Raw genomic sequence first — 20,158 nt, forward strand, 5'->3', positions numbered from 1 at the left:
GGCCTGGAAAAAGAGCACAGGATCTAATCCAGGCTTTCATAAGAACTAAACCTCTCAGATTATACCCATTCTCCGGTGCACTTAAAATTCAAAAAGGTATTTATCATAATTTAATTTAAAGTCCTTAGAATTTTGAAATTGGACGAGGGCTTGATTTATTTGGGTTAATAAATCTGGATCAGCAGGATTGATGGCTATTCCATAGCCATGACCGTACATGTAGGGTGGGCCTATTAATTTAAATGAATCTGCAGAATTCGATGCCCAATAAACAGCCGTTGCATTATCCAGCAAAATAATATCTACATCGCCCCTGCCTAATGCTGATAATTGGTCTTCAATGCCAGGATATTCCTTAATATTGGGATTTTTAACCCCCATCTCTAAAAGTTGGTCTAAAAATACGGTCCCCGATTCGAGCCCTATGGTTTTAGTATTTAACAAATCGAGATTAAAAGGTTCTTTGGAAATAGACTTTCTTTCTAAAAATCGCGAATAACTGAGTAAATAAGGTAAACTGAAATTGACTATTTTAGCGCGATCCTGAGTAATCGTTATCGAACTGACTGCGACATCTAATTTTTTGCTGGCAACTGCATCGATTAATTGAGCAAAACGCATCACATGAAAGGCACATTTCCGGTTCATGATTTGGCATAGACTATTCATCATATCAACGTCGAAACCATAGGCTTCATTATGAGATCCTTGCATCACAAATGGGGGATCAAAGCTCTCAATACCTACATTTAAAGGTTCACCCAGAGCAAAGAGCGAGGAAGTAGAACAAATAAATGCAATCAGTATTAATCGAATCATTTTGAATCTATGAATTGTTATTGATTTTTATAGGTTATATTATAACGAGAGTATTAATTTTGGGAATGAAATATAAGAAATTTATGCAAATAGAAATTCCTGAGTTATTGCAAGCAAAAGCATGGTTCATTGAAAAACATCTCTCAGATTTGCACCATCCTTTGCGTGAAATTGCCATTAAGTTACTTCTTATTAGTGATTATGCATCAAGGCAGATTCAATTATTAAAAATATTACTTATGGAAGATGAATGCTGTTCTTTGCTGTCACGTGAAGACTACTTTCATGCTTTAAAAAATATATCATTCCAACAGCCGCAATCCTCTTATTTACGAGCCTTGCGTCAATTTCGTAATACTCATTTTTTACGCTTACTTCTTCTAGAACTATCCGGTATTGCAAACACAGAGCAAATTCTCTGCGCCTGGTCTGATTGCGCCGATGCACTTATTTTGCACGCAATAGATTATTGCAAACACGAGTTGTCCGGACGTTATGGTATTCCGCGGGATAATGCCGGAGATGAAGTCGAGTTATACACGCTGGCAATGGGAAAGCTGGGAGGAAGAGAGTTAAATTATTCTTCTGATGTGGATCTTATTTTCGCATATACTATGGTCGGAGAAACCGATGGTGAGGAGCATATTGATAATCAGCATTATTTTAGCCGATTGGTTCAGCAACTGGTGCAAACATTACAAAATGTAACTGCAGATGGATTCGTGTTTCGGGTCGATTTAAGATTACGCCCCAATGGAGACAGTGGACCCCTGGTTTCAAGCTTGGCTGCAATGGAAACTTATTACCAAGAGCAAGGGCGTGATTGGGAACGATATGCTATGGTTAAGACTCGGGTAATTACTGAGAACGTAGATGAGGTCCCCTGGTTTCAGCGTTTAATTGTTCCTTTTGTATATCGCCGCTATGTGGATTTTAGCGTTATTGAATCGTTGCGTAGTATGAAGGCTATGATCGAGCGGGAAGTTCAATTAAATCCACGTTTGGATGATATAAAACGGGGTCGAGGTGGCATTAGGGAAGTAGAGTTTGTTATCCAGAATTTTCAGTTAATACGGGGTGGTCGTTTGCCGCAATTACAAGAGCAAAATGCTTTGACTGCACTTGCTGTTTTAAAGCACGAAAAATTATTACCCCATACTGACGCTTTAAAACAAGCGTATCTTTTTTTACGAAAACTCGAAAATACCCTCCAAAGTTTAAATGATCAGCAGACTCATTCATTGCCCGAAGATCGGGTGAAACAAAAGCAAATTACTCTCGCTATGGGATATCTTTCTTGGGACGATTTAATTAATAAATTACATAAATATCAGCGTATTATAAGTTACGCATTCCATTCAGTACTTGGTAAAGTTAAAGATTATGAAGATGAGAAAAGACTCTTAGCCAATCAATTATCCAGCCTTTGGCAAGGACATGTTGAAACCAGTATGGCAATTAACTTGTTAACCAGCTTAGGTTTTGAAGATGCGACGCATTGTTATCAAATGATCCATTCTTTTCGTCATAGTCCTCGTTGCCGTCGGTTAACCCAAGGCGCACGCATGCGTCTGGACCGATTCATGGTGATGTTACTTGCTGAACTCACTCAGGTTGAAAAAACGGATGAAGTTTTATTACAAGTTATGCACCTGTTGGAAAATATTGTTGGTCGTAGTGCGTATCTTGCTTTATTAACCGAGAATCCTCAGGTTTTAACTGAATTGTTGTTTTGGTTTGCCCAAAGTCCGTTTATCACTTCTTTATTAGTGAACCAACCCTTTTTGTTGGAAGTATTGTTGGATCAAGGACAAGAATGGCGTCCTCAATCCTTGCATCAATTGCAAAGGCTATTGATAGAAAAACTAGCTCATCATCCTGATGTGGAAGTGCAAGAGGAATTATTGCGCCAATTTAAACTTACCAATTGGTTAATGGCTGCACGTGCTGAACTATATGGTTTTTGTAATGCAGTACGTATTGGTCAATTTTTGTCTGATGTAGCACAAGTTATTGTAAATCAGGTTTTAGTGATCGCAAGCGAACAATTGGATTTACGATATCCGGAGATGGAACAAGCCAAATCACATTTTGTAATTATTGCGTATGGTAAGCTGGGAAGTCGTGAAATGAATTATGCTTCAGATTTGGATTTGGTTTTTTTACATTCAGCGAAACCCGCAGAAGAGGGATTGATTACTCGTTTAACTCAAAAAATTTTGCATATGCTAACAACACGTTCTCAGTCTGGAGTACTTTATACAGTAGATACACGTCTTAGACCTTCTGGTGCAGCGGGGTTGTTAGTAAGTCACGTTGATGCTTTTGTGGCATATCAAAAAAATCAGGCTTGGACATGGGAACATCAGGCGTTACTAAAAGCGCGTGTTCTGACAGGAAATACCCGGATCAGGAATACATTTCTGCAATTGAAAAAATCGGTATTATTGTTAGCACGCGATAGGCCTACTTTGCTGCATGATGTATTGGCGATGAGATCCAAAATGGAACAGCATCAAGATAGGAATGCTATTTCGGGTGGTTTGTTGGACCTGGAATTTTTAGTTCAGTTTTTAATACTCCATCTAGGAGAGCCTTCTTCAGCTCGATACACTAATACATTAAGTCAATTACATCATTTGTTTTTAATAGGTGCGTTAAGTAAAGAGCAGTACACTTTCTTTAAAAAAGCATATAAGAAACACCATCAATTACTGCACCAAAATTTGCTGCGTCCCGGCAGTGTAAAGGACCAAAGCCTGCAGGATGAAATATTAGCAATGTGTAAAGAAATTTATAATCGCACTCTGTAGCCTGTTGGCGCGCTGCGAACCCCGGTGATTAAAGGAGAGATTCGCATTAGTAATCTAGGTTATAGCTGCGCCTTCACTCTGGTTACTTCAAGCTAGTGGTTGAATTCGGCATAAAGGTCGTAATCATCACTATCTGTGATAACTACCTCGGCAAAAGAGCCCGCTTTAATACCCGGAGTAGGTGGTAGGATAACAAGACCGTCAATTTCCGGAGCATCACTTTGGCTGCGTGCGATAATTTGTTCCTGACCTACCTCATCAATTAAGACGGTTTGGATGCTACCTATTTTATTTTCCAGTTTATTGCGACTAATTTCTGCTTGTAATTGCATAAAACGATGATAACGTTCCTCTTTAATTTCTTCGGGTACTGGATCGCTTAATTCATTGGCCTTGGCTCCTTCCACCGGAGAGTATTTGAAACAACCTACTCTATCCAACTGTGCTTCCTCAAGAAAGTCGAGTAGTTCTTCAAACTCCTCTTCTGTTTCCCCAGGAAAACCCACGATAAAGGTCGAGCGGAGAGTGATATCTGGACAAATTTCTCGCCAAGAAGCAATGCGTAATAAAGTGTTTTCACTGCTTGCAGGACGTTTCATTGCTTTGAGTATCCGTGAATTAGCATGTTGTAATGGAATATCCAAATAGGGGAGAATCAATCCATCACGCATTAAAGGGATAATCTCATCTACATGCGGATAAGGATAAACATAATGCAGGCGAACCCAAATACCCAGCTCGCCTAATTGTTCGCATAAATCATAAAAACGTGTGTTAACTGTTTTGTTTTTCCAGCTGACAGGTTGATAGCGTGTATCTACCCCATAGGCGCTAGTATCCTGAGAAATCACCAAAATTTCGTTAACCCCTGCATCTTTTAATTTTTGGGCTTCAGTTAAAACCTGGGCCATGGGGTAACTTTGTAACTTTCCACGCATTGTAGGGATAATGCAAAAGGTACATTTTTGATTGCATCCCTCAGATATTTTCAAGTAAGCATAATGGCGGGGGGTTAATTTAATCCCTTGTGGCGGAATAAGTTGTGTAAATGGATCCACCGGCGGAGGTAAATGCTGGTGAACTGCATTAATTACTTCTTCATAGGCATGCGCACCGCTAATGTGCAAAACATCAGGGCAAGCTTCTTTAATAATTTCCGCTTTAGCGCCTAAGCAACCGGTGACAATAACACGTCCATTTTCTGCCATTGCTTCTTTTATGGTATCCAATGATTCTTTGACCGCACTATCAATAAACCCACAGGTATTAATTACTACCACTCCTGCATCTTGATAACTGGATACTAATTCATATCCTTGTGCACGCAGTTGGGTAATGATACGTTCTGAATCGACTAATGCTTTGGGACAACCCAGGCTAACAAAACCTACTTTATGATTCATAAAACTCTAACTGTAAAAAAAGTGAACGAATTATACCTCTTAATGCATCTTATTGTCGACAGGATTCTTTGATTTAAATCATTTTTTGATGGAACTTACTTGATTTTTATTTTGATTTAAAAAGGCATACACATTAGCCATGGTTTCATTCCATGAAGGAAAGTTCTCGTAGGTGGAAAGAGAAGAAATACTCATTTCCATTAACATGTCTCGATCTTTAATTAATTTGATAATGTAATCTCGAAGCATAGTGCTATCTCCGGGTTCGATCAAGAATCCATTAATCCTATCATGGACAATTTCCGGAACCCCTCCAGTGTTACTTGCGATAACGGGGATACCTGCTCCCATTGCTTCGGTATAAACAATTCCATAACTCTCAAAATAGGAAGGAACAATCAATACATGCTGTGAGAGCAGTTCCTTTTTCAAGTGTTCAATATCCAGTAAGCCATGAATTTTGATATTTGCTTCTAGTTTTAAGGTGCGAATCATCGTGAAGATTTTTTGGGTATACTTAAAATCAAAATTAAAATCACCAACGATGGATAATTGCCATAAGTCGTGATCTATTTCGGATAAGGCCTGAAGGAGTAGATGCAGCCCCTTGTTATATAATAAATTGCCAACAAAAATAATCATGAATTTGTTATTTTGACACTTAAATTTAATGTTATTTTTTTTAATATCCAATTGCAGTCGATCTTTACCAGGGTAAGCAATCAATGAATTTTGATGGGCTCCAATAATTTTGTAGATGGATTGTTCTGTAGAAATACTATTGAAAATAAAACCATCGACTGACTTAAGGTATAGACGCTCGATTTTTTTGGTTATCCATTTTGTCCAAAAATGGTGTAATGCATTCGCTTGTAACAAATGCACAATACTTATAATCGGAAAATCCCTTATTTGTTTTAGCTTGTTATTCAAAATAAATAATGAACTAAAATTCATTTCATCTTCTAGAAGAACATCAGGAGAAAACTCAATCACTTCGTTGAGGAGTTTTTTTGAAAAATTATTGCTAAGTAATCCCCAAAAACCTTTTGGCTGTTGGGAGAAAACCTTAACGATTACTCCTTGTGCACGTAGATATTCAACTAACTTATGGTCATAAATATAGCCACCCGTAGTGGTATTTAGGGACCCATATACAATTAATCCTACGCGCATTTTGCTTCTCGATAGCTGGCTTGAGCAATCTCATCTTCCCATAATCGCACCGTAATTTGGCTGCTCGTTGGGAGTTCAAAATGATGATTAAATTTTTGCCAGAGAATTTTAGAAAACAATTCAAGACTCGGATTTTGATTCTTAAACTCAGGGAGCTCATTTAATGTTTTATCCTGGAAATAGGATATTAATTGGTCAATACGTGCTTTTACTTCAACAATATCAATCAGGAAATTGTATTGATCCAGTTTTGTATCCTCAATTTCGAGTTCGAAACTATAATGGTGAGAATGTCTCTCATTTTCTGCCCCAAAATCTTTCCCGATTAAAAAATGTTGGGCAATGAAATTTTTTCGTAACATTAGACAATGCATTTTTACACCTCATAAGTTAAAGTGATAAATAAAGTATCCTTTGGATTAGAAGCCAATAATTGATACGCTGCATCTGCCTCCGTAATATGAATGTTATGCGAAATAAAACGAGACGGTTTTATTTTTTCCAACATGTTAAATGCAACTTCGATGCGTCGCTCTTTAGTCCATCTGCCTTGAAGTTCAGAAGCAATGGTACTGACTTGACTGGCGATGACTTTAATTCGATTTCGATGAAATTTACCTCCTAAATCAATAGAACATGATTTTCTGCCATACCACGACCCTAGAACGATGCGTCCCTCAAAAGCTGCAAACTCAATGGCAGTATTGAGCGCATCCGGATTACCGGTCAATTCATAAATAAGATCTATCGTGTTCTGTTTTGACTGTTCCAGGTATTGATTAAATTGCAACTTAAGATCTGGATGTGTGGCATCAAAAACATATTCTGCCCCTAACTCCTTACATAAGGTTCTTCTTTTTTCATATAAATCAATTCCTATAAGGGTAGTTAAGGGGAATTGTTGCAGTAAGGCAGTAGTAAGAATGCCTACCACACCCAGCCCTAAAATGAGAACATTTTCTCCAATCAAAGGAGAGCCATCTAATACTAAGTTGATTGCTGTTTCCATATTGGGTAGGAATAAAGCATCATAGGGCGATATATGCTCGGGTAAAAGGATTAGATGTTGTTCCTTTGCGCAAAAATAACTTTCATGCGGATTGAAGACGAAAACCCATTTATTTAATAAGTGGTTTAATTTTTTATTGCCTGTCTCAATGACTTTCCCCACAGAACAATAACCATATTTAAATGGATAATTCAGTTTGTGCCTAAGCGAGGGAATGCTTGCATCAATGCAGAGGTCGGTGGGCATTAAACCGCGATAAAAAAGCATTTCCGTCCCTGCACTGATGCCTGACAAGACATTTTGCACTAACACTTCATCTGTTTTTGGCCTGGGAATGGATTCTTCCAGGACAGAAACTTGGTTAGGTTTATTAAAATACAATACATGGTTTTTCAATGTAGATTCCTTTCTATATCAGCCATGATAATAATATCCTTGCCGAGTTTATATTGAAGTACGTTTTTTAGTTGAGGAAAGCCTACGTGTTCCTTTATTTCTTTCGATAACACCGAAACTCCGCCAACGAAAATGGGAGCTACCGTTATAATTACTTTGTCGACATGGTTTTCATTAAGAAAATTGGTGATAATGCCTCTTCCGCCTTCCACCATTACTGTCTTAATACCCAAAGTAAATAACTTTTCTAAAGTTTGGTTTAAATCTGTTCGACCTTCACTTGTTGCACCAACTTGCACGACCGTCGCATTCATTTCAGTGAGTAATTTTTGTTTTTCCGGATCCGCTTGATCGGTAGTGAAAATTATAGGAGGTTTTGAGTTTTTCAAAACCCGTGCAGTTAAAGGAATGCGCAGTTTACTGTCTAATATAACAACTTGTGGATTATTCCCTTTATAATGTCGTACGGTTAGAAGAGGATCATCTGCAATAATGGTTCCCACTCCAACCAAAATGGCATCATTTTCAGAGCGCAATTTGTGCGTCATTACTAGAGATTCTTGAGAGCTCAACATGAGTCTTTTTTTGCGGTGAAATGAAATGGAGCCATCCAAGCTTTGTGCATAAGCCAAGGTGACTAAAGGTTTTTTCTTTTTAAAGAAAGAAGAACATTTTTCATATAACTCTTTAAGATCTTCCTCTTCAAAAACATGGTTCATTTTTTGGGTTTTAGTCAACAGATAAAATGCATTATGATGGTGTATAGAACCTTTGATAGGGACTCTTGAGGTGACATTTAATTGATACTGATTGAGCGCTTCAATTTTTTTAGGATTATTAGTAAGCAAACGAAGCGATTTGATTTGTAATTCTTTTAAAATTTGAGCGGCCACTTCATAAGAACGCTCATCTCCTCCATGACCTAATGCTAAATTCGCATCCACTGTATCCTTACCTTGATCTTGTAAGTTATAAGTGCGTAATTTATCGATTAATCCAATTCCCCGTCCTTCTTGGCGAAGGTAAATAATAATTCCCCGACCTTCAATAGCAATTTGACTCATACTCAATTGTAATTGCTCACCACAATCACAGCGTAAGGAGCCTAAAATATCGCCTGTCATACATTCGGAATGAATTCGAACTAAAATATTATCTTCGTTATGTACTGCACCATAGGTGAGTAATAGATGCTCTTTATCATCTTGATTTGTAGTAAAGAGTGAAAGCTCAAAATCCCCATATTTTGAAGGAATTGCTGCAGAAACTTCTTTTTTTACAATCAGTTGATTATCCATAATCTGTTCCTTAGACGGAATTCCGCCCCTCAGGTTTCTTATTGCCTATATAACTATAGTCCATAAAAAAAGACGGTCAACTTAAAATCACTTAAGTAAAACAATAATCACAGTATCCATTTATATTTGTAAATGTGTTATTTATGAGCATCGTTAATTTTGGGAAGATTTGCGGAATTACTAGCGTCTGTTGAGCAGCTGTGACAGGAATAATCCACTTTAAAGCTGAATAATTATGAAAAAATGCATTGTTATCTTCAAAGAGATTAAGGTAATCCTTAGGATTATTCTATTTGATTTAAGATGTTTAAAAACTTATTTGCTGAAACTTCACCCACCACTGTAAGACTATTAAGCTCTTTACCTTTGGCATCTAAAAAAATAAAAGTTGGAGGTGCTACCACATGAAAGTGGTTGAGTAGAGCTTTATTTTCGGCATTGTTTGCGGTGACATCTATTTTTATTACCGTAAAGCGAGTTAATTCTTTTTGCACCTGAGGATCTTTGAATGTAGTTGTTTCCATTACTTTACATGAAGTGCACCAATCCGCATAAAAATCCAGCATCACGGGTTTGCCATAGGCATCCGCTATTGCTTGTTTTATCGTGGTCAAGCTCTGATCCTGCTGTAGTTTAATGGGGGCAGCGATCGCGGATTGTATGGTTAAAGGTTGTAATGGATTTGTGGCACCCATACTGGCACCCACTAAAATCAAGAACCCATAGACGAGGAGAATGAGCCCTATACCCTGATTAAATTTTTCGCGATGAGTCACAGAATAGGTGAGGGCACCACTGTAAATCCCTGAAAAAATGAGTAAGCTTGCCCAAAGGAGCATGCTGATCAATGGGGGAGCTATTCGAGCGATGAGGGTAATGGCAACGGCAATAAAAATAATGCCAAATAGGGATTTGATGGTATTCATCCAGTCGCCAGTTTCAGGTAACCATCTGCCAGCAGAAGTCCCAATGAGAAGAAGTGGAGTGCCCATTCCCAAACTTAAGACAAATAAAGTCAGACATCCTAGAAGAACATTCCCGGTTTGAGCAATATAGGTTAATACTCCAATCAGTGGCGCAGTTACACAAGGCGAGAGAATCAGAGTGGATAAACACCCCATAATTGCGGCCCCAATATAGTGCCCGCCCCTTTGATTACTGGAGCCGTGTATTTTCGCTTGCCAAGAATGGGGTAGCTTAAATTCATAAAATCCAAACATGGATAAAGCCAGCAGAACAAAAATCAGGCTAAATACTCCCAAAGCCCAAGGTGATTGCATGCTAATTTGCAAGTTGGCTCCTAGCAAAGCCACTACAGCCCCAATGATTGAATAGGTAATCGACATGCTAAGTACGTAGCTTAGCGAAAGAAAAAATGCTTTTCTTGTGGTAATTTCTTTACCATGACCTACAATAATTCCTGATAAAACCGGAACCATAGGTAGAATGCATGGTGTGAATGATAAAAGTAAACCAAATCCATAAAAAGAGAAGAGAATTAGGAACCAATTGTGGCTCAAAAAGATTTTGGTCACCCCATCATTTTGTGATTCTTCAGTAACTTCGGGCACAATATCTGGGAGTGGCTCCAAATTCACGTGTGCTAAAGCCAAATCATTATCTATGGACAATTGAATTTTCTTAGTTTCCGGAGCATAACAAAAACCATCATCAGAACATCCCTGATAATGTAAATCAATTAAGGCATCTCCTGGCTTATTCCCTAAAATTCCAACGGGAATAGTGACTTGATTCCGATAGACAGAAAACTCATGTCCTAATTTATCTATTTTTTTCTCCGGGGGGGGGAAACGCAGGGTTCCTAAATGAACTGTGCCATTTTTTTCCGTTGTTAATTTAATGCGATCGCTATAAAGAAAATAATGGGGTTTGATCTGGAAATTTATTGCAAATGTATTAGGATCAATCTTGTTTGCATTCACATGAAATACTTCAGCAGCCGGAAGTGGGTTTGCATGGAGAGCAAATGTAGTTATGCAGCAAAATAACAATAAAAACCATTTTCTCATCTGAAAACCTTTATAATTCGGAGCTTAAAATAGATATATAGGTTACTATATCAGAACATCCCGTAGTGTGAATAAAAATAAATACTAAAATTTTTTTATTTTAACCCTTGAAACTTATTTACTTGTCCCCATATGACTGTCAGTGACATTACAAATTGACTTTTAAGTTTAATTAATCAGGAGATAGAAGCATGAAAATTCGTCCTTTACACGATCGAGTTGTTGTTCGTCGTCTGGAAGAAGAACGTACTACAGCTGGTGGTATTGTTATTCCAGATAGCGCCACTGAAAAACCAATGCGTGGTGAAATCATTGCTGTTGGTGCTGGTAAAATCCTGGACAACGGTGATGTCCGTGCGTTGGCAGTAAAAGTGGGTGATGTTGTCCTGTTCGGCAAATACTCAGGGACCGAAGTGAAAATCGACGGTAAAGAACTGGTTGTGATGCGTGAAGACGACATCATGGGTGTAATTGAGAAGTAATCGATTCATTAGGAGAGAGAGATAATGGCTAAAGAATTACGTTTTGGTGACGATGCGCGTTTACAAATGCTCGCTGGTGTTAATGCATTAGCTGATGCAGTGCAAGTAACAATGGGCCCACGTGGTCGTAATGTGGTATTAGAAAAAGCTTATGGTGCTCCAACTGTTACTAAAGACGGTGTATCTGTTGCTAAAGAAATCGAATTCGACCAACGCTTCATGAACATGGGCGCGCAAATGGTTAAAGAAGTTGCTTCTAAAACTTCTGATACTGCTGGAGACGGTACTACTACCGCTACTGTATTGGCTCGTTCGATTGTGGTTGAAGGTTATAAAGCAATTGCTGCTGGCATGAATCCTATGGATTTGAAGCGCGGAATTGACAAAGCAGTTACAGCAATTACTAAAAAATTGCAAGCAATGTCTAAACCTTGCAAAGACAACAAAGCAATTGCCCAAGTAGGTACCATTTCTGCTAACTCTGATGAAGCAATTGGCGCTATCATCGCGAGTGCAATGGATAAAGTTGGTAAAGAGGGTGTTATTACTGTTGAAGACGGTAACAGCCTTGAAAATGAATTATCTGTTGTTGAAGGAATGCAGTTTGATCGTGGTTATATTTCTCCATACTTCATCAACAATCAACAAAACATGACTTGTGAACTTGAGCATCCATTCATTCTGTTGGTTGACAAGAAAATCTCCAGTATTCGTGACATGTTGTCTGTATTGGAAGGCGTTGCTAAATCAGGTCGTCCATTGTTGATCATTGCTGAAGATGTTGAAGGCGAAGCCTTAGCTACTCTAGTAGTTAACAACATGCGTGGTATTGTTAAAGTATGTGCTGTTAAAGCTCCTGGTTTTGGTGATCGTCGCAAAGCAATGTTGCAAGACATCGCAATTCTGACTCATGGTGAAGTAATTTCTGAAGAAATTGGTAAGAGCTTAGAAGCTGCTACTTTGGAAGATTTAGGTACTGCAAAACGTGTCGTAGTAACCAAAGAAAATACTACGATTATTGATGGCGAAGGTAAAGCGGCTGAAATCAATGCGCGTATCGCTCAAATTCGTGCTCAAATCGAAGAAACTACTTCTGATTACGATCGTGAGAAATTACAAGAGCGTGTTGCTAAACTTTCTGGCGGTGTTGCGGTTATCAAAGTTGGTGCTGCTACTGAAGTAGAAATGAAAGAGAAGAAAGCTCGTGTTGAAGATGCATTACACGCTACTCGTGCTGCTGTAGAAGAAGGTATCGTAGCGGGTGGTGGTGTTGCTTTAATCCGTGCACAAAAAGCTCTGGATTCTTTAAAAGGCGACAATGACGATCAAAACATGGGTATCAACATCCTACGTCGTGCTATTGAAGCACCTATGCGCCAGATCGTATCAAACGCTGGTTATGAAGCTTCAGTAGTTGTAAACAAAGTAGCTGAAAACAAAGACAACTATGGTTTCAATGCTGCGACTGGTGATTTTGGTGACATGGTTGACATGGGTATTTTAGATCCAACTAAAGTAACTCGTATGGCACTACAAAATGCTGCTTCTGTAGCAAGTTTGATGTTGACTACTGAGTGTATGGTTGCTGATTTACCGAAGAAAGATGAAGGTGCTGCTGATATGGGCGGCATGGGTGGAATGGGTGGTATGGGAGGCATGGGCGGCATGATGTAAGCCTCTCTCCATTTCTATCCTTTGAAAACCCGCCTTTATGGCGGGTTTTTTTTATTTGAAAATAATGGAATTTTTACCGTGTATCATCCAAAATGAGGAAGAAATAATAAAGTCAGGAGCCATGATGGGAGCAATGATTAAAAAGTTGGAAGTGGTTTTAGCAGATACCTATGCTTTGTATCTTAAAACTCAAAATTATCACTGGCATGTTAAGGGAGCGCAGTTTAAAAGTTTGCATGAATTATTTGAAATGCAATATAAGGCATTGGCAGAGGCGGTGGATGAAATTGCAGAGCGAATTTTAATTCTAGGACATAAAGCCCCAGCTACTTTTACAGCATTGAATCAATTAAAAACAATTAAAGACGGTGACTCGAATATTGATGCGAATCACATGGTAAGTGAGCTGGCTCAAGATCATGGAAGTTTGGTCAAAGATTTAAACGCCGCAGTGAAACTCGCACAGGAACATGATGATGAAGGGACCGTTGCGTTGCTCAGTGAGCGTATTGGGGCCCATGAAAAAGCACGCTGGATGTTGAACGCGTCTGTTGGCTAAATCTATTCATGACCCGGGTTCAGCAAAGCGGAGCCCGGATCTTCGGTTTCACTTCTTTTATCTGGCGCCAAGGGTTTACTTATTCTTTATCACTTTCTTTTCGGCACTTTTTTTCATGACAATAATGCTAATGCGTCTGTTTTCAGGACTGTAGGGATCTTTTAAATTAAGAGGCACAGTGGATGAAAATCCTGACACACGTAAAACTCTATCAGGATTGAAACCTGCTTTAACCAACGCGCGTCGGGCGGCATTGGCTCTTTGGGCTGACAATTCCCAGTTAGTGTATTCTAATTCATCAGGATTGTGGTAGGGATGGGCATCGGTGTGCCCTTCAATGGTAATTTTATTGGGGACGTTATTCAGTAGTTTTGCGATTTGAATAAAGACATGCTCCATGCCTGGATTTAGTTTATCTGAACCCACATCAAACATAGGTTTATTTTGATTATCGATTAATTGAATGCGCAAGCCATTTTTTACGACTTCCATAATTAATTGATTTTTTAAACCAGCAAGAGAAGGATCTTCTTTGATGCTTAAATTAATTTTTGACTTTAACTCTTCAAGTTTTTGGGTTTCAGATTCGGTGGATTGAATTATTTGAATATCTTGGGCTTTTTTATTCGGAGCAGAGGGGTGATCTGTGGTTGAAACCTGACCATTAGTATCTTTTACTTTAGGTCCGCCCCCTTTAAGATTAAGTTGCTGATTACCCACGTTCTCTCCACCAAAAAAAGTGATTTTCAGTGGTTGTTTAAAGTACTCGGAAATACCGTCTTTTTGCGCTTTATTTAGAGAAGCAATCAACCACATTAACAAGAAGAAGGCCATCATTGCGGTTACAAAATCAGCAAAAGCAATTTTCCACGATCCTCCGTGATGCTTATGTTGATTTTTTTTTACCTTTCGAATTATAGGGGCTGTGCTAGATTTTCCTTTATTGCTGTCATTCATGTTCTAACCTCATTAGCCCGGAGTGGGTTCTGCAGAAGAACTTTCCTCTGAATTGGATGAGGATGCTGCCGGCTTAAAATTTTTGATTTCTTCATTGAGTTGGGTAAAGGAGGGGCGTTGTGCGGAAAACAATACTTTACGTCCAAATTCAACGGCAATAATAGGTGGATTGTTGTGTAAACTCGCCAAAATTGTAGCTTTGATACACTGCAGCATCAATTGCTCCTGATTGGCCTGATGCTCCATTGCTGAGGCTACGGGACCAACAAATCCATAGCCGATTAAAATACCTAAAAAAGTACCTACAAGCGCATGGGCAATGAGAACTCCTAATTCTGGAGGAGGCAAGTTTATAGATTCCATGGTATGTACTACACCCAGAACAGCCGCAACGATACCAAAAGCGGGCATAGCATCAGCAAGTTTGGATAGGGCATTAGCAGGAATCATTTCTTCTTCATGATGCGATTCAATTTCCATATCAATTAAAGCCTCCAGCTGAAAAGGTTGGAGGTTTGAAGTGATGATTAATCTTAAATAATCACAAATGAATTCAATAATATGGTGGTTTTTCATTATTGAAGGGTAGGCATTGAAAATCGCGCTTTCTTTGGGGGCTTCAATATCAGTTTCTAAAGACATTAATCCTTGTTGGCGTGCCTTATTCAGTAGAGTGTATAATAGGCTTAGTAAATTACTGGAAGTATCCTTAATAGATTTTTCTCCCCGAAAAACCTTAGGTAGCGCTTTCAACAATGATTTTAATATTGCAGCACTATTCCCAACAATCAGTGAGCCTATGGCTGCACCACCTATAATAAGCAACTCAATAGGTTGAAACACTGCAGCCAGGTGGCCTCCACCCAAAGCAAATCCCCCAAAAACACAAAGTAATATGACAACATAGCCAATTAGAATTAACATTTTTAAACGATCTCCAAATCCTTTTGAATCTTCCGTATTCTTTATTTAAGGTAATCGTGCACTACACGACCATAAGGTAAAGTGAGATCCGTTAATAAATGTACTCCATTTACTATGCGTTTTACTGGCAAGTTTGCTACTGGTGCCAAGGCGTGATGTTTCATTTCCAATTGAGCTGGTCCTTTCCATGCACCTTTGATGACGACATTTTCCAGGTAGTATTCAACGAGCTCACAAACTCGAACAGTCCCATCCACATGAGGAATGATTTTAAGCAAGTAATTGGGCGTGGCGAGTGATTCAGCCACTTTTTTTACGTCCAGTGCTTCGTATTTATAACCCATAGTTGCTGTAGCAATTCGACAAGGTCCATATTCTAAAGTACCCAACAACGTTTCATGAACTACTTCCAATTTAGGTTGGGCCAGCTTTTTGGGAAATCCCCAAATTTCTCGACCGCCAGCAATAGGAGGAAGATCGTCTAAAAACATAGCATGCGTATAATTTCCTTTTTTCCCTTTATAGCTGACTGGGATAACTTGGCCTGATTCGGTATAGTCCCCAAATCCTGTTGAGTCAGGCATGCGAATAAATTCGAACTTAACTAAAGGTTCTACTACTTCTAATGGTTCTGGAACCACTTCACGGAGCAGCTCTATATCCGTTTCATAGGTAATAATTAAAAATTCCCTATTGATAAAACGGTAAGGACCACGAGGATAACATGGACTGATGAGTGGCATGGCAAATGCTTGTTTGATTACCTCTGCTTCATTCATTTTTCAGACTCCTCTTTTAAATGTTTATTTGGCGACATGTCATATACAGCAATGCCGTTTGTATCGGGTATTTTTTGGTCCCAGGGAGATTTTTTGACAGCTTTTCTTCCATCCTTGTACCCATTTTGTATGCGTTCCAGGATACTCTTTTTTGAAAATTCATAATCTTTCGAAGAAAACTCAGTCTCATCATGTTCATATAAAAAGCGAACCAAAGAAATGGTAGATTGATGTCCACGGGCCATGCACAGTTTAAGTTCTGGATTCCCTTTTTCCGATTCAGGAATATAACGTGAAAGCACGTGAATGGTATTTTTTAATGCATGTATTTGTTGGTACATTTCTACGGCTTGTGCAAAACGGCTGGAATACTCTATATCCTTTCGACGCTTCATTACGGCATCCAAGGACGTTGGGTATAAGCCATAGGAGTCAAATAAATGAATTGCAAAACACAGTAAATGACGAGGGCATTGATTGACAGATAAGATGTACGTTGCTGGAGAGTTACTGGATATTCCACCATCCCAGTAGTATTTCCCTTCAATTTCAACCGCTGGAAAACCAGGAGGCAATGCCCCACTGGCCATAATATGCTCAGGACCAATTTTTGTATTTTGTGAATCAAAATAAACCATTTCGCCTGAGCAAATTTCAACGGCACCAAGGCTTATGCGGGTCTCATTGGAGTTATTGAGTCGATCAAAATCAATAAATTGTTCCAGAGTCGATCTTAAACTCTTGGTGTCGTAAAAACTTATGGTATCGGGTGTATCGTAATATCCCATAAGCAGGGGGGGAAAACGGGGGGAAAAAAATCCGGGTTGTCCCATAATTAATGCAGTTTGGGCGGATAGAAAATGTTCGATTTTTCGACTTGCAACATCATCGGGAAGCAGCCTACTCTCGAGAAAAGAGGGGGTAGCTATGGTCTCCCAAAATTGATACATTTTTTCAACCCGTATTTTGGGTGGATTGCCTGCGGCAATTGCCGCATTAATCGCGCCGATTGAGGTGCCTGCGAACCAGCTTGGATAGTAGCCTGCTTCATCCAAAGCACGCAAAACCCCTACTTGATAGGCCCCTAAAGCGCCTCCACCCTGAAAACAACAAGCAACATGATGGTGCGTTGTAACTTTTTTTGTTTGCGCCATAGGCCTTACTCCATGAACCATCCATGACTAACAATCAGCGACTGACCGGTCAAGGCATTTGATTCAAAAGAAGCAAAAAATAACGCGGTTTGTGCTACGTCATCCGTGGTAGTGAATTCTCCATCCACTGTATATTTAAGCATTACGTTCTTAATAACTTGTTCTTCGGTAATTCCTAATTCTTTAGCTTGTTCAGGAATTTGTTTATCGACGAGTGGTGTACGTACAAATCCTGGGCAAATCACATTCGCTCTAACATTATGGGCGGCCCCTTCTTTGGCTACCACTTTACACAAACCTAGCAAACCATGTTTTGCAGTCACATAAGGTGCTTTTAATTTAGAGGCTTCTTTGGAATGGACTGAACCCATATAAATAATGCTTCCCCCTTTTCCAGAGTCATACATGTGTCTTAGGGCTGCTCGTGTTGTTAAAAAGGCTCCATCCAATTGGATTGATATTAACTTTTTCCAATCAGAAAACGAGAGTTGTTCCACAGGACTGATGATTTGAATTCCTGCGTTGCTGACCATAACGTCAACCCCACCAAAGTATTTAGCAACTTCATCTACGCCTTTATCCACTTGGTTTTCATCCGTGACATTCATGGCAACAGCCATGGCTTCTCCACCTTTAGATTTTATTTCTTCTGCTGCAAGATTGGCTTGTTCCAGATTTAGATCTGCAATGGCAACTTTAGCACCTTCTTTTGCATAGACTAGAGCGATTTCTTTACCTATGCCGCTGGCGGCCCCTGTAATTATTGCTACTTTATTTTTTAAGCGCATGAGTACAATCCTTGTATTTTGAGTTAATGATCAGATATTTAGGCTTATTTAAAATTCTTTAAGAAGTATAGCAATGGAAATTTGATATTGCCTTATATTCCTAAGATTTTTGTTAGATATAGAAAAATAGGTTATCAAGGACTGTTATCCTAAAGGTTAAAGAGAGAACAAAAACGGCAAATTACCCGAGTATAATTATGATGGTTCACTTTTGGTTCTTCCTGGATTCTAATAATTCTTGTTAAGTGTTAGGAGAGGGGATTTCAAATACGAAAATCAACCCCCTTAACCCTTGGAGGTTAAGGGGGAAGTTCAGTTGTATTAGTAGTAATAATAAGGGCGATAGTATCGGCCGTAATAGTATGCACGGCGGTCTTGATTTTGACCGATTGCATTTCCGACTAGTGCTCCAGCGCCTGCACCAATTACAGTTCCGAGTGCACTACCTCCAGATACAGCATAACCGATACCTGCACCGGCAGCACCACCTGCAGCAGTACCTACTTGAGTATTGGTGCATCCCCCAAGCATAAAAGCTGATACCCCAACAAAAACTAAGGGAGCGATAATTTTTTTCATAGTGTAACTCCTTTTTATAGTTTTCAGGATTTCTGCATTAATAGAGCACGATTCAATACAATAAATCCTAGTTGCTTCATCTTCACTATGATTCTAGTACAAAAAAAACATTTTATGTAAAATAATTGACCATATTATGGATTGCACGTTTTTTTTTAATATCAAATTTTACTCTTACCCATATTTTCCAGTAGTATTAGTACTATGAAGAATAATAAAAACAGAGGACTTTATGTTTAAAGGAAGCATAGTAGCTTTATTAACACCCATGAAGAATGATCAGATTGATGTCCCTCGTTTGCGAGAGTTAGTCGAATTTCATATTGAAATGGGGAGTCATGGTATTGTTGCTGCGGGGTCTACCGGTGAATCAGGTACCTTATCCCATGAAGAAAAATTACTGGTTATAAAAACAGTAGTGGATCAAGCTAAAGAACGAATCCCTGTTATTGCCGGTACTGGTATGAATGCAACCCGAGATTGTATTCAATTAACCAAAGAAGCAATGGAATGTGGTGCACATGCCGCACTCATTATGACTCCTGCTTATATCAGACCGACACAAGAGGGGCTATATTTGCATTATAGTCAAATCGCTGAAGCGGTTGCTATACCTATTATTCTATATAATGTGCCAACGAGAACGGCATGTGATATGTTACCTGAAACGGTCGGAAGACTTGCGAAGATTTCCAATATTGTGGGAATAAAAGATGCGACGGGACAGATGACACGATTACAACAAATTTTGCGACTTTCAGAAGGCAGTATCGATGTGTATAGTGGAGATGATTTTACTGCCGCCTCCTGGATGTTGGCAGGTGCGAAGGGGAATATTTCAGCAGCAGCTAATGTGGTTGCCAAACTAATGGCTAAATTATGCGACTCGGCCTTAGATGGCGATCATGCGGCATGCTTACGTTTAAACGAACAATTAATGCCTTTATATGAATTATTGTTTGTTGAAACCAATCCAATTGCAATAAAATGGGCAGCGAACAGAATGGGGTTAATGGATAATGAATTAAGATTGCCATTAACTCGTTTATCAAAAGAGCATCATGAACCATTGGAAAAGATGATGAAGAGTTTGGAGTTGATTTAAGTGAAAAAGTTGGGTTTTATTTTTTTTGTAACACTTGTGCTCTGTGGCTGTAGTCGTTATGCCAGTAATGGTGAACATCTTTATTTGAGTAGTCGAAATGGTCCCTCATTGGAAGTTCCACCACCATTAACGAAAGCAAATATTAGTAATTTTTATGATTTGCCTGAACAGAACCAGGATGCACGTGTAAGTATCGCGCCACCTGTATCATAA

19 protein-coding genes are annotated in these 20,158 nt (G+C 39.0%); 6 read left to right on the plus strand and 13 right to left on the minus strand.

Annotated elements, in window-relative coordinates; all coding sequences use genetic code 11:
* Positions 1 to 81 precede the first annotated feature (81 nt).
* Entirely contained in the window at positions 82 to 819 is a 738-nt protein-coding gene (locus tag HBNCFIEN_RS03490) for a transporter substrate-binding domain-containing protein (protein WP_182392700.1), read from the minus strand.
* A gap of 83 nt (positions 820 to 902) precedes the next feature.
* On the opposite strand from HBNCFIEN_RS03490, the gene glnE reads away from it, so the two are divergent.
* Positions 903 to 3,632 carry a bifunctional [glutamate--ammonia ligase]-adenylyl-L-tyrosine phosphorylase/[glutamate--ammonia-ligase] adenylyltransferase gene (gene glnE, locus HBNCFIEN_RS03495; RefSeq protein WP_255464322.1) on the plus strand — a complete coding sequence of 910 codons (2,730 nt, stop codon included), beginning with the start codon at positions 903 to 905 and terminating at the stop codon, positions 3,630 to 3,632.
* Between the two features lie 92 nt (positions 3,633 to 3,724).
* Here the strand turns inward: glnE and rimO are convergent, their stop codons facing one another.
* From rimO to dsbD, 6 genes are all read right to left on the minus strand, one after another.
* A complete protein-coding gene (rimO, locus tag HBNCFIEN_RS03500; protein ID WP_182392702.1) occupies positions 3,725 to 5,035 on the minus strand; it encodes a 30S ribosomal protein S12 methylthiotransferase RimO in 1,311 nt (436 codons plus the stop codon).
* Between the two features lie 78 nt (positions 5,036 to 5,113).
* Entirely contained in the window at positions 5,114 to 6,211 is a 1,098-nt protein-coding gene (locus tag HBNCFIEN_RS03505; protein WP_182392703.1) for a glycosyltransferase family 4 protein, read from the minus strand.
* A complete protein-coding gene (locus HBNCFIEN_RS03510) occupies positions 6,202 to 6,573 on the minus strand; it encodes a 6-carboxytetrahydropterin synthase (RefSeq protein WP_255464324.1) in 372 nt (123 codons plus the stop codon). Before HBNCFIEN_RS03510 ends, HBNCFIEN_RS03505 begins: the two co-directional genes overlap by 10 nt.
* A gap of 14 nt (positions 6,574 to 6,587) precedes the next feature.
* On the minus strand, positions 6,588 to 7,616 hold the full coding sequence (locus HBNCFIEN_RS03515; protein WP_182392705.1) for a zinc-binding alcohol dehydrogenase: 1,029 nt from the start codon (positions 7,614 to 7,616) through the stop codon (positions 6,588 to 6,590).
* Positions 7,613 to 8,914 (minus strand): GTP cyclohydrolase II, encoded by a 1,302-nt coding sequence (gene ribA, locus HBNCFIEN_RS03520; protein ID WP_182392706.1) that lies wholly within the window; start codon positions 8,912 to 8,914, stop codon positions 7,613 to 7,615. Before ribA ends, HBNCFIEN_RS03515 begins: the two co-directional genes overlap by 4 nt.
* A 284-nt stretch (positions 8,915 to 9,198) precedes the next feature.
* Entirely contained in the window at positions 9,199 to 10,944 is a 1,746-nt protein-coding gene (gene dsbD, locus HBNCFIEN_RS03525; protein WP_182392707.1) for a protein-disulfide reductase DsbD, read from the minus strand.
* Between the two features lie 191 nt (positions 10,945 to 11,135).
* Between dsbD and groES the strand changes: the two genes are divergently transcribed.
* The 3 genes from groES (at position 11,136) to HBNCFIEN_RS03540 (ending at position 13,659) form a co-directional block, all read left to right on the plus strand.
* Positions 11,136 to 11,426: a co-chaperone GroES gene (groES, locus tag HBNCFIEN_RS03530; RefSeq protein ID WP_182392708.1), complete on the plus strand. Its 291-nt coding sequence runs from the start codon at positions 11,136 to 11,138 to the stop codon at positions 11,424 to 11,426.
* A gap of 24 nt (positions 11,427 to 11,450) precedes the next feature.
* Positions 11,451 to 13,100 (plus strand): chaperonin GroEL, encoded by a 1,650-nt coding sequence (groL, locus tag HBNCFIEN_RS03535; protein ID WP_182392709.1) that lies wholly within the window; start codon positions 11,451 to 11,453, stop codon positions 13,098 to 13,100.
* Between the two features lie 124 nt (positions 13,101 to 13,224).
* Positions 13,225 to 13,659, plus strand: a complete 435-nt coding sequence (locus HBNCFIEN_RS03540; protein WP_182393594.1) for a Dps family protein — start codon at positions 13,225 to 13,227, stop codon at positions 13,657 to 13,659.
* 75 nt (positions 13,660 to 13,734) lie between these two features.
* Here HBNCFIEN_RS03540 and motB read toward each other — a convergent pair whose 3' ends face one another.
* The 6 genes from motB to HBNCFIEN_RS03570 form a co-directional block, all read right to left on the minus strand.
* Entirely contained in the window at positions 13,735 to 14,616 is an 882-nt protein-coding gene (motB, locus tag HBNCFIEN_RS03545; protein ID WP_182392710.1) for a flagellar motor protein MotB, read from the minus strand.
* A 12-nt stretch (positions 14,617 to 14,628) separates the two neighbouring features.
* Complete coding sequence (gene motA, locus HBNCFIEN_RS03550; RefSeq protein ID WP_182392711.1) at positions 14,629 to 15,540, minus strand: flagellar motor stator protein MotA; 912 nt, start codon at positions 15,538 to 15,540, stop codon at positions 14,629 to 14,631.
* 41 nt (positions 15,541 to 15,581) lie between these two features.
* Positions 15,582 to 16,319: an acetoacetate decarboxylase gene (locus tag HBNCFIEN_RS03555; RefSeq protein ID WP_182392712.1), complete on the minus strand. Its 738-nt coding sequence runs from the start codon at positions 16,317 to 16,319 to the stop codon at positions 15,582 to 15,584.
* Entirely contained in the window at positions 16,316 to 17,473 is a 1,158-nt protein-coding gene (locus tag HBNCFIEN_RS03560; protein ID WP_182392713.1) for a patatin-like phospholipase family protein, read from the minus strand. The genes HBNCFIEN_RS03555 and HBNCFIEN_RS03560 overlap by 4 nt, the downstream gene beginning before the upstream one ends.
* 5 nt (positions 17,474 to 17,478) lie before the next feature.
* Positions 17,479 to 18,261 carry a 3-hydroxybutyrate dehydrogenase gene (locus HBNCFIEN_RS03565; RefSeq protein WP_182392714.1) on the minus strand — a complete coding sequence of 261 codons (783 nt, stop codon included), beginning with the start codon at positions 18,259 to 18,261 and terminating at the stop codon, positions 17,479 to 17,481.
* Positions 18,262 to 18,582: 321 nt separating this feature from the next.
* Positions 18,583 to 18,840: a glycine zipper domain-containing protein gene (locus tag HBNCFIEN_RS03570; RefSeq protein ID WP_182392715.1), complete on the minus strand. Its 258-nt coding sequence runs from the start codon at positions 18,838 to 18,840 to the stop codon at positions 18,583 to 18,585.
* A gap of 232 nt (positions 18,841 to 19,072) precedes the next feature.
* On the opposite strand from HBNCFIEN_RS03570, the gene dapA reads away from it, so the two are divergent.
* Entirely contained in the window at positions 19,073 to 19,945 is an 873-nt protein-coding gene (dapA, locus tag HBNCFIEN_RS03575; protein ID WP_182392716.1) for a 4-hydroxy-tetrahydrodipicolinate synthase, read from the plus strand.
* On the plus strand, positions 19,946 to 20,158 hold the full coding sequence (locus HBNCFIEN_RS03580) for a hypothetical protein (protein ID WP_182392717.1): 213 nt from the start codon (positions 19,946 to 19,948) through the stop codon (positions 20,156 to 20,158).

Origin of the sequence: Legionella sp. PC997 (genome assembly GCF_014109825.1) — a bacterium.
Classification (GTDB): Bacteria; Pseudomonadota; Gammaproteobacteria; order Legionellales; family Legionellaceae; genus Legionella.